This is a genomic window from Deltaproteobacteria bacterium (assembly GCA_016930875.1).
Lineage (GTDB): Bacteria > Desulfobacterota > Desulfobacteria > Desulfobacterales.
In genome coordinates, this window is record JAFGFW010000201.1 from 1 (window position 1) to 3,315 (window position 3,315).

Consider the following 3,315-nt stretch of genomic DNA (forward strand, 5'->3'; position numbering starts at 1 on the left):
CGTCACTGCAGCGTACTTGTAAGTACGCCTCATTCCTCAGGATGTCGGATGCCTTGCATCTGTGCATTTTCCGACAGCCTCCGAAAAGAGGGTTCTCCGACAGGCTCCTAGGGGCTGGCTGGCGACGCCCGGGACGCCATGGGCCTTCCGTTTTGAACAACCTGGGAGCTTCAGACAGATTTCTCCATACCCCCCGGAAACCCCTTACGAAAACCTTTCACAGCGGGTTCAACGTTTACTGTGGTAATGCGATCTGGCCCCACAACGAAGAGGGCCTGGAAAATGTGGCACGCTATATCATTCGGGCACCCTTCTCACAGGAACGGATGACGTATATACCGGCACATGAATCATCCGACGGCACGGCAAAGGTGATATATGAGCCTAAAGACGGCAAGACAAAAGAGACATTTGACACTTGGTAACCATTGTGGAAAATGTCATCATTTACACAGCGGTGACCAGAGGAAGGAAGCTCGTGGTGATGGTCGGCGCCAGGAAGGCGCTTGCTATCGGGTTGAAGAATGACAGGACACAGAAGAGATGTAGGTATTTGAGACACAGGCTCGGCTAGTTGAATGAGGACAAGTCATAAAGATGGCGTGACTGTGCGGCCAGCCCGGGGTGTGGATGCGGACTACCTCCGGTATCTAAGCAAGAAGGTGTTTCAGCAGTATGGTCCTTACGACGAGATGCTGGTGGCTTGGTTTGAGTCGGGTACTGCCGTGACCCTTTTGGCCTTGATGGGAAAACGAGCTGTGGGGTTCGCCATGCTCGGGCGAGTTGAGCCTGCGTGGGGTGACGTCCGGGTGTCCGAACTGCTGGCCGTTGCAGTAGAGCCTGAAAAATGGAAACTCGGTATTGGTGATCTTTTGATGAAGGAGGTCGAGAGGTGGGCCAAGGGGCTGAGGGTTGAAACACTGGTTTTGCACACAGCAGTAGATAATTTGCCGGGTCGGAAGCTTTTTGAAAAACATGGATTTTCCGCCTTGAAGATCAAGAAGGGCTTTTACCCGGAGGGCCAGGATGCCTTCATGATGTACAAGAACATTTGAGGGGGCGAACAGAATCCGAGGTGTCGTTTCCGACATGTCGCCTACTTTAAGAGCGACCAGGGTGGTGGCGTAGCTTCTGGTGCCACTTCAAACTGAAAACCTACAAGGATGGACTTCATGAAAGTTGTTTTCCATGATGATTTCTATCAGGATTACACGTCAGATCCAGCATCTACCAAAGGGCGAATCGAGGCAATTGTGGAGGTGATTAAGCCTGATGTGGAGTTCGTTGGCGCCAAACCCGCATCTGAAGCTGAGATTGCTGCTGCCCACACAGATTCCCATGTGGATTATGTTCGACGTAGTGGTCTATTTTCCATTTCGGCCCTGGCCGCTGGTGGAGCTGTTCAGAGCGCCAGAATCGGGCTTGATGAGCCAGCATTCGGTCTAATCCGTCCTCCGGGACATCACGCCTCTGCGGACAGTGCCTGGGGGTTTTGTTATTTCAACAACATGGCCGTAGCCTTACTTGCGTTACGAAGGGATGGCTTAATAAGCCAAGCCCTTGTATTGGATATTGACCTGCATTACGGAGACGGCACGGTAAATATTTTGGGTGACCAACAATGGGTAAAAATCCATAACCCATCGGAACGGACCCGTGGAGAATACGTACGTGAAGTTGGGCATATCCTGTCAAGTGTTCAAGTTGACATGATAGGCGTTTCAGCTGGCTTTGACTATCACATAGACGACTGGGGCGGGCTTCTTGCTACCGAGGATTATTACTCTATTGGTACTTTGGTCAGCCAGGCCGCCTCTGCATGTGGAGCCGGTTACTTTGCTATCCTGGAGGGCGGATACAACCATGACGTTTTGGGTCAGAGTGTTGCTGCTCTGATGGATGGGTTTTGCTCATGATAGGTGTGTGATAGAGGGCCTTAACCTATGCCAAAAAAGGACCTTTATTTAAAGGGCTTTGGGAAGAGCCGGCCAGACAAGGTCAAGAGTATCGAAGAAATTGTCAGGGAAAAGATGGAAAAGAAAGCGAAACGTCGCAAACGTAAACAGCTGGAGAAACAAGAGGCTGGGGCAACGGCCGACGGCCTAAAACCTGGACAGGCTTCAGCTTGAAAGGAAAAGAAGCTATGGGTGTGACTTTAAGAATTTTTCTCGTAAACGATGATGATTCCATAAAGCGTTTTCCGTTGACTCGGTATGAGCGCTTGATGCATCGTGATCCTGATGAATGTCTGCCGGAATATGCTGGAAAACGTGTGCGATATGCCGAAGTAGCGGTGGAACTTGCAGATCGAAAACCCATCAGCATCTTGCGAATGCTATATTTCATCATGTCGTTTGATTCTGAGGGGCGGATCGATGCCTCTGAACAGCAAAAGGAAAGCAGGCTTGCCATGGAGCTCTTACCTCCTTTAGGTTCGGACGGACAATCTGGCCAAGTCATTGATGCCCAACACCATTTTGCCAAAAGGCGTTACGACAATGAGTACAGGTGGGCGCCGAGCCCAGAGATAGAGGCGGAAATCGTACGAGCTGTATTTGGTAGAGATGGAATGTAAGGTAAACGTAGCCGAGGGATTTTGCATATGGATAGATTGATCATCACTGTAAAAGAAATCAAGGGAAACTGTCCTGTCTATCAAGTCGGTGACAAGATCGTGCTAGACGAAGGCTACCGTTTGAATCTAAAGGAAACGGACAATATGTGCATGCACTCCCTGGCCTCCATCATGCCGTATTATGTAGCCCTTTATCGAGGTATAGATCCAAGAGACTTGGGGCTATCCAAAAACGGCAAGAAGGCCCACGTCCAATGTCTTGATCCATGCGAGTATACTGGCGGAGGCACGGTGATTTTTGAAATAGAAAGAGATTACCCTAACGTCACATGAGCCAAAAGGAGGCGGCGGCTATCCTCGGTATCGACCAGCCCAAAGTATCAGCTCTCATCCGAGGACGACTATCAGGTTTTTCAACGCAACGTCTGCTCAGATTTCTAAACGACCTCAGTCGGGACGTGAAAATCGTTATAAAGGCAAAGCCGCGTTCCCGGCGACGTGCCACAATCAGCGTCATAGCCGCTTGAACCGCAAAAGCAACCGCATTCCCCGTCCGCCTGAAACGGACTGCGAGGATAGCGGGCGAATCCAAAAATGGCAGCCTTTTTCACGGTCGACTCCCTCTTCTTGCTTACATCAAGCCCCGGAAGGAGAAGGAGGAGAATGGGGACGGTGGTAAAAAAGTAACAAAACCTTATTCGATTAATTGCAACCCATTTTCGCGGGCAATGGTTTCTCCC

8 protein-coding genes are annotated in these 3,315 nt (G+C 50.3%); 7 read left to right on the forward strand and 1 reads right to left on the reverse strand.

Annotated features, from left to right (window positions below; genetic code table 11):
* The 7 genes from JW883_16655 to JW883_16685 form a co-directional block, all read left to right on the forward strand.
* On the forward strand, positions 1–425 hold a 425-nt coding region (locus JW883_16655; GenBank protein MBN1843896.1), incomplete at its 5' end, for a transposase.
* Between the two features lie 153 nt (positions 426–578).
* Positions 579–1,055, forward strand: a complete 477-nt coding sequence (locus JW883_16660) for a GNAT family N-acetyltransferase (protein MBN1843897.1) — start codon at positions 579–581, stop codon at positions 1,053–1,055.
* 117 nt (positions 1,056–1,172) lie between these two features.
* Positions 1,173–1,916 (forward strand): histone deacetylase family protein, encoded by a 744-nt coding sequence (locus tag JW883_16665; protein ID MBN1843898.1) that lies wholly within the window; start codon positions 1,173–1,175, stop codon positions 1,914–1,916.
* 27 nt (positions 1,917–1,943) lie between these two features.
* The gene (locus JW883_16670) at positions 1,944–2,129 is read left to right on the forward strand and encodes a hypothetical protein (protein MBN1843899.1); all 186 of its coding nucleotides are present in this window, start codon (positions 1,944–1,946) and stop codon (positions 2,127–2,129) included.
* A 14-nt stretch (positions 2,130–2,143) separates the two neighbouring features.
* The gene (locus tag JW883_16675) at positions 2,144–2,575 is read left to right on the forward strand and encodes a hypothetical protein (GenBank protein ID MBN1843900.1); all 432 of its coding nucleotides are present in this window, start codon (positions 2,144–2,146) and stop codon (positions 2,573–2,575) included.
* Between the two features lie 27 nt (positions 2,576–2,602).
* Complete coding sequence (locus JW883_16680) at positions 2,603–2,908, forward strand: TIGR04076 family protein (GenBank protein MBN1843901.1); 306 nt, start codon at positions 2,603–2,605, stop codon at positions 2,906–2,908.
* Positions 2,905–3,102 carry an XRE family transcriptional regulator gene (locus tag JW883_16685; protein MBN1843902.1) on the forward strand — a complete coding sequence of 66 codons (198 nt, stop codon included), beginning with the start codon at positions 2,905–2,907 and terminating at the stop codon, positions 3,100–3,102. Before JW883_16680 ends, JW883_16685 begins: the two co-directional genes overlap by 4 nt.
* Here the strand turns inward: JW883_16685 and JW883_16690 are convergent.
* The coding region (locus JW883_16690; protein MBN1843903.1) for a hypothetical protein at positions 3,013–3,315 on the reverse strand (303 nt) is incomplete at its 5' end. The genes JW883_16685 and JW883_16690 overlap by 90 nt on opposite strands.